Source organism: Flectobacillus sp. (genome assembly GCF_049240685.1).
Classification (GTDB): Bacteria; Bacteroidota; Bacteroidia; order Cytophagales; family Spirosomataceae; genus Flectobacillus.
Genome location: NZ_JBMLSD010000288.1, coordinates 1 through 4,777, shown reverse-complemented (window position 1 = coordinate 4,777; position 4,777 = coordinate 1). Strand labels below are relative to the sequence as shown.

Annotated in this window: 4 protein-coding genes; 2 read left to right on the top strand and 2 right to left on the bottom strand. The window is 38.0% G+C overall.

Annotation, left to right across the window (positions count from 1 at the left end; all coding sequences use genetic code 11):
• The first annotated feature begins 472 nt into the window (after nucleotides 1-472).
• Nucleotides 473-1,708 (top strand): ectonucleotide pyrophosphatase/phosphodiesterase, encoded by a 1,236-nt coding sequence (locus tag ACOVQ4_RS13140; RefSeq protein WP_421821090.1) that lies wholly within the window; start codon nucleotides 473-475, stop codon nucleotides 1,706-1,708.
• Between the two features lie 363 nt (nucleotides 1,709-2,071).
• Here ACOVQ4_RS13140 and prmA read toward each other — a convergent pair whose 3' ends face one another.
• Both prmA and ACOVQ4_RS13130 read right to left on the bottom strand, forming a co-directional pair.
• Nucleotides 2,072-2,908: a 50S ribosomal protein L11 methyltransferase gene (gene prmA / locus ACOVQ4_RS13135; protein WP_421821089.1), complete on the bottom strand. Its 837-nt coding sequence runs from the start codon at nucleotides 2,906-2,908 to the stop codon at nucleotides 2,072-2,074.
• 143 nt (nucleotides 2,909-3,051) lie between these two features.
• Nucleotides 3,052-3,615, bottom strand: a complete 564-nt coding sequence (locus ACOVQ4_RS13130) for an RNA polymerase sigma factor (protein WP_095161038.1) — start codon at nucleotides 3,613-3,615, stop codon at nucleotides 3,052-3,054.
• Nucleotides 3,616-3,901: 286 nt separating this feature from the next.
• Here ACOVQ4_RS13130 and ACOVQ4_RS13125 point away from each other — a divergent pair, with 286 nt between their 5' ends.
• Nucleotides 3,902-4,768, top strand: a complete 867-nt coding sequence (locus ACOVQ4_RS13125) for an AraC family transcriptional regulator (RefSeq protein ID WP_421821088.1) — start codon at nucleotides 3,902-3,904, stop codon at nucleotides 4,766-4,768.
• Nucleotides 4,769-4,777 lie beyond the last annotated feature (9 nt).

Sequence of the window (4,777 nt, the reverse complement as noted above, 5' to 3'; positions counted from 1 at the left end):
CAGCACATTTTGAGCATCAGCCAAAAATTCCTCTGGTTTATCAGATAGCTTGAGCCCTTGACCATACGATTTTACGGTAAAAAGTAAGCCCAGAACTAACAAAAAGTAAATTTTGAGTTTCATGGATAGTATTTTTTAGTGTTAGAGTGATTTGGAGAAATTTCTCCGAAACCATAGGTTGTTCTGGTAAAAATAACGACTTTTTTGCAAAGGTATTGCCAACCTAGTGGATTCTACAGCTTTTCGCTCAAGGACTTTATCTGGTGATAAAAAAGGGACTTTTCGTCGAATTTTAATTACCTTCTCTTCTGAAAAAGCTAATTTTGATAAAGTTTTTTAGCTCAAACTGAAAATACTCAGCTTGTAAATGCCAAAATCGTTTTTTATAAAAGACAAAAAACAAATACTTTCGGTTGTATCGAAAGCCTGAAACCAACACAAAATTTAATTATTCATTTTACTATTACACTTCATGAAAAAATTAGTAAGCCTTTTGTGCTTTCTCAGTTGGGCATTTGTAAGCCTTGGTCAAAATAGCGATAAACCTTACGTAGTAATGGTTTCGTTCGATGGATTTCGTCATGACTATGTTCAGAAATACCCTGTAAAACATCTCAAAAACTTTATCAAAAAAGGGGCCGCTGCCGAGGTAATGCTTCCTTCGTATCCGAGCAAAACCTTTCCTAATCATTATACTTTAGTAACGGGCTTGTACCCCGACCACCATGGTTTGATAGATAATACTTTTTATGATGCGGGTCGCGATACCTTTTATTCAATTCGCCAGCGCGATAAGGTAGAAGACCCTTATTATTATGGCGGTTTGCCTATTTGGCAATTGGTTCAGCAAAATGGGATGAAAGCTGCTTCGTATTTCTGGGTAGGTTCCGAAGCCCCAATTGGTGGTCAATATCCGACCTATTATCACCGTTTCGACGACAAAGTGCCTCATCCAAAGCGTGTTCAAGCGGTATTTGATTGGTTGAATCTACCAGAATCGGAGCGTCCGCATCTAATAACAATTTATTTCTCGATGGTCGATACGCAAGGACATGAATATGGCCCTAATGCCCCTGAAACCGAAGCTGCGGTGATGGAAGCAGATAGTTTGGTAGGTATGTTGATGAATGGTTTAAAGAAAATTAAATTGCCTGTAAATGTTATTCTTACCGCCGACCACGGTATGTACGAAATGCAAAACCGTCCAGAGACGTTTATCATTGCCGATGATTTCTTGGAAGGGTTGAACAAACAAGATTTCCTTTTTGTAAATAATAGCACTCACGGTAATATTTTCTTGAAAAATAAAGACAAAGCCGACGAAATATTCAATGCCATTGCTGCCAAGGAGAAGCATTTTAAGATTTATAAAAAAGCAGATATTCCCGAAAAATTACATTTCAATACCAATGCTCGTATTGGTGATATGCTGCTGGTGGTAGAACCTGGTTATGGTTTTTACAACAAAGAATCTCTCGCTAAAAAACCAGAAAAACGTAAAGTTTGGGGCGTACACGGATTCGACCCAACTGCTTGCCCAGAAATGGGTGCGATTTTTTATGCTAATGGTCCCAATATTAAGAAAGGCGTAAAAATTGCACCGTTCCAAAATATCCATGTGTATCCATTTATTGCACAACTTTTAGGCATTAGCACTCCTCCAATCGATGGAGACCCAAAGGTTTTGCAAGGAATTATTAAGAAGTAAGTTAGTGGGCAAAATAAAACTCAACTATTTGGCTTTCGACTTTCAGCAATGGGCTTTCGGTAAAACATATCTTTAATTACTACAAAACATGTTAAAACTCTTTGCCTAGAGCCTAAAGCACACAACTTAAATCTTATTTTGCACGATTACTTAAGTGTTGAAATATTTGTAAAGAGGGCAATGGATATACCAAAAAAGGGATAAAGTTTAACTGATAAACTTTATCCCTTTTTTGGTATATCTTAACTAGGTATCGGTTCTCAGATAGCCATGTACTAAAGATGCTGAGCTTGGGAGATATAGAAAAACTTACATTTTGTACCACACTTCCGCAATCAAACATCCGCAATCCGCAATAACAAATTACTCTCTTTCAAAAACAACTGAAGCCCAGTTGTTTTTGGTATCAAAAAAGGTCTTTTTCAAGCCTACTTCGTTGGCTACTTGTTCAATATCTGCGATGTCATGCTCGTAAAAACCACTTACCACCAAATAAGCTTTTGGTAACATAAACGTCACATATTTCGGAATATCGCGCATTAAAATATTGCGATTGATATTTGCCAATACGATGTCATACAAATCTGCTGGTTCGTCGTCGATAGTTCCTTGTCTTACCACTACGCCTTCGCAATGGTTCAATTCCACATTCTCGCGAGAGTTTTCAGCAGCCCATTCTTCAATATCAAAAGCCGACACATAGCTAGCGCCTAATTTGGCTGCCATGATTGCCAAAATACCCGTTCCACAACCGACATCAAGTACTTTTTTACCCTGATGCTCTGCTGCCAATTGTGAGCCTTGAATACCCAAAACCATCGAAGTAGTTTCGTGGTGTCCAGTACCAAACGACATTTTAGGATTAATCACAATATCAAAACGGTGCTGGTCATCTGGTTCGTGGAAACTCGCACGTACGCGTACCAAGCCATTTACGCTGATTGGCTCATAACTTTTTTCCCACTCCTCATTCCAGTTTTTCTTTTCGAGCGTGCTGTAGCTATAACTAATAGGTGTCATGGCCAAGTATCTTTCCATGATTTCGTCTACAGCTTCTTCCGAAAACAAATCTTCAGTAACATAGGCATTCAAGCCATAGCTTTCCTCGGTAAAAGTTTCGAAACCGATTTCGCCAAGCTCGGCCATAAAAATATCTGCAAATTCTGGATTTACAGTGAGTTTCAGTTCTATATAGTTCATTTCGATATGATGAAAATACGTCGTAATCGACGCTTCAATTTTTTCACAAAGGTAGTAGTTTTTAGAAAATCGTAGATGCTACAAAGCTTATAACAACAAAAAAGCCTCCCGAAGGAGGCTATTCACAAATTTCATGCTCGCTATTACGCTACTTGGTCTAGTTTGAGACGAAGGGTTTCGACACCACGGTGAATATTGTTATTTACCGATTGGTAGTTTATTCCCATCTTTTCAGCAATTTCCTGATTACCCATTTTGTCGAAGTAACGCATTTTGAGTGTTTCCCAAACACGAGGTGACAAGTCTTGCACAGCTTTTTCCAAACGCTGGAAAGTAGCTTCACGCTCATCGCTATCGTGCTGATAGTAAAAGGCATCTTTTTCGAACTCATACGTCAACTCTGGCGAATCATCAAAAGAAAAACTATTGCGTGATTCGGCCACACGACGTACTAGCTCATGCCTAAGAGAGGTTTTAAGGTAAGGTTCTATATTGTCAGTGTCCGAAAGGAACGTCCTACGATTCCAAAGGTTAAGGAATAAATCATGAACTGCATCCATTACCTGCTCGGCATCCATCGAAATTTTGTTGCCGTAGCGAATCAAAACTTTGTAATACTTCAAGTATACCAACTGAAACGCATGGGCATCACCAGACTTAAACTGTTGCCATAAGGTAAGGTTTTCGTGAGCAGTTAATTTTTTCATAGGACAATAATTTTACACAAAGGACACAACAAGTTCTAGTTTAGTAATATATCACATATTAAAACTTTCGATTATACTATTTTGTCGTATATAGCTAAAATCAGTATTATAATGCTGATTTTTTACCAACTAGCTTTAAATAGAATAAAACGAAGATATTTTGGTAAGATTTCTTTACAAAATGACTAAAAAAAAATGAATAAAACTTTTCGTTAATTAGTAGTTTCTGATACTATATTGGCATAAATACAGTAGATTTGTAAAATATGTCAGTAATTTACTCACAATGAAGCCTCTTTTTCGCAAAGTTCAGGTAGGTCCAGAGCAATCTTTTAGCATACGTCAGGATGCAGTGCCTTATTTCTATAGTCACTGGCATTATCACCCCGAAATCGAAATTGTACATATCCTAAATGGTACAGGAATGCTTTTGGTGGGCGATGGTGTGAGCAATTATCGTGAAGACGATTTGATTATTATTGGCGCCAATGCACCGCACTTTTTTAGAAGCGACCCTCAATATTTTGAGCAAAGTATGGATTTACTTTCCAAATCGAATGTAATTCACTTTGACCCAAACTTTTGGGGCGAAACCTTCATGAAGTTACCTGAAGCAGCAAGTTTGAGTGATTTATTTTCGAGAATCCGAAAAGGTATGATGATTCGAGGAGAAGCTCGTGACCAAGCTGGAGTACTCATTGACCAAATGCGTCAGTCGTCGGGTATCGACCGTGTGATTTTACTGCTAAAAGTCCTCAAAATTTTTGCAGCTACGACGGAGTACACTTACGTATCGCAAACGGAAGGTTCGGCCAGTTTAGACGAACAAAATACCAAACGTATTGACCAGATTTTTTCTTTTTCTCTTAATAATTTTACGAGAGATATTACTTTACAAGAAGTAGCGGATGTAGCCAATATTAGTGTCAATTCTTTTTGTAGATATTTCAAAACGCATACTCGCAAAACCTATTTTCAGTTCTTGCTGGAACTACGTATTGGGCATGCTTGTAAACTATTGGCAGAAGAAAAACTAAGTATATCTCAAATCGCCTACGAAAGTGGCTTCAATAATCTATCGCACTTCAATCGTACTTTCAAAAGCATCATGAAAATGCGCCCGAATGAATATCAGCAGTTGTATAAGGTGTAGGAGGAATGA

Excerpts from the sequence above, each read along its gene's own strand:
- ACOVQ4_RS13140 (WP_421821090.1), top strand. The coding sequence starts at position 473 with ATGAAAAAATTAGTAAGCCTTTTGTGCTTTCTCAGTTGGGCATTTGTA.
- prmA (WP_421821089.1), bottom strand. The coding sequence starts at position 2,908 with ATGAACTATATAGAACTGAAACTCACTGTAAATCCAGAATTTGCAGAT.
- ACOVQ4_RS13130 (WP_095161038.1), bottom strand. The coding sequence starts at position 3,615 with ATGAAAAAATTAACTGCTCACGAAAACCTTACCTTATGGCAACAGTTT.
- ACOVQ4_RS13125 (WP_421821088.1), top strand. The coding sequence starts at position 3,902 with ATGAAGCCTCTTTTTCGCAAAGTTCAGGTAGGTCCAGAGCAATCTTTT.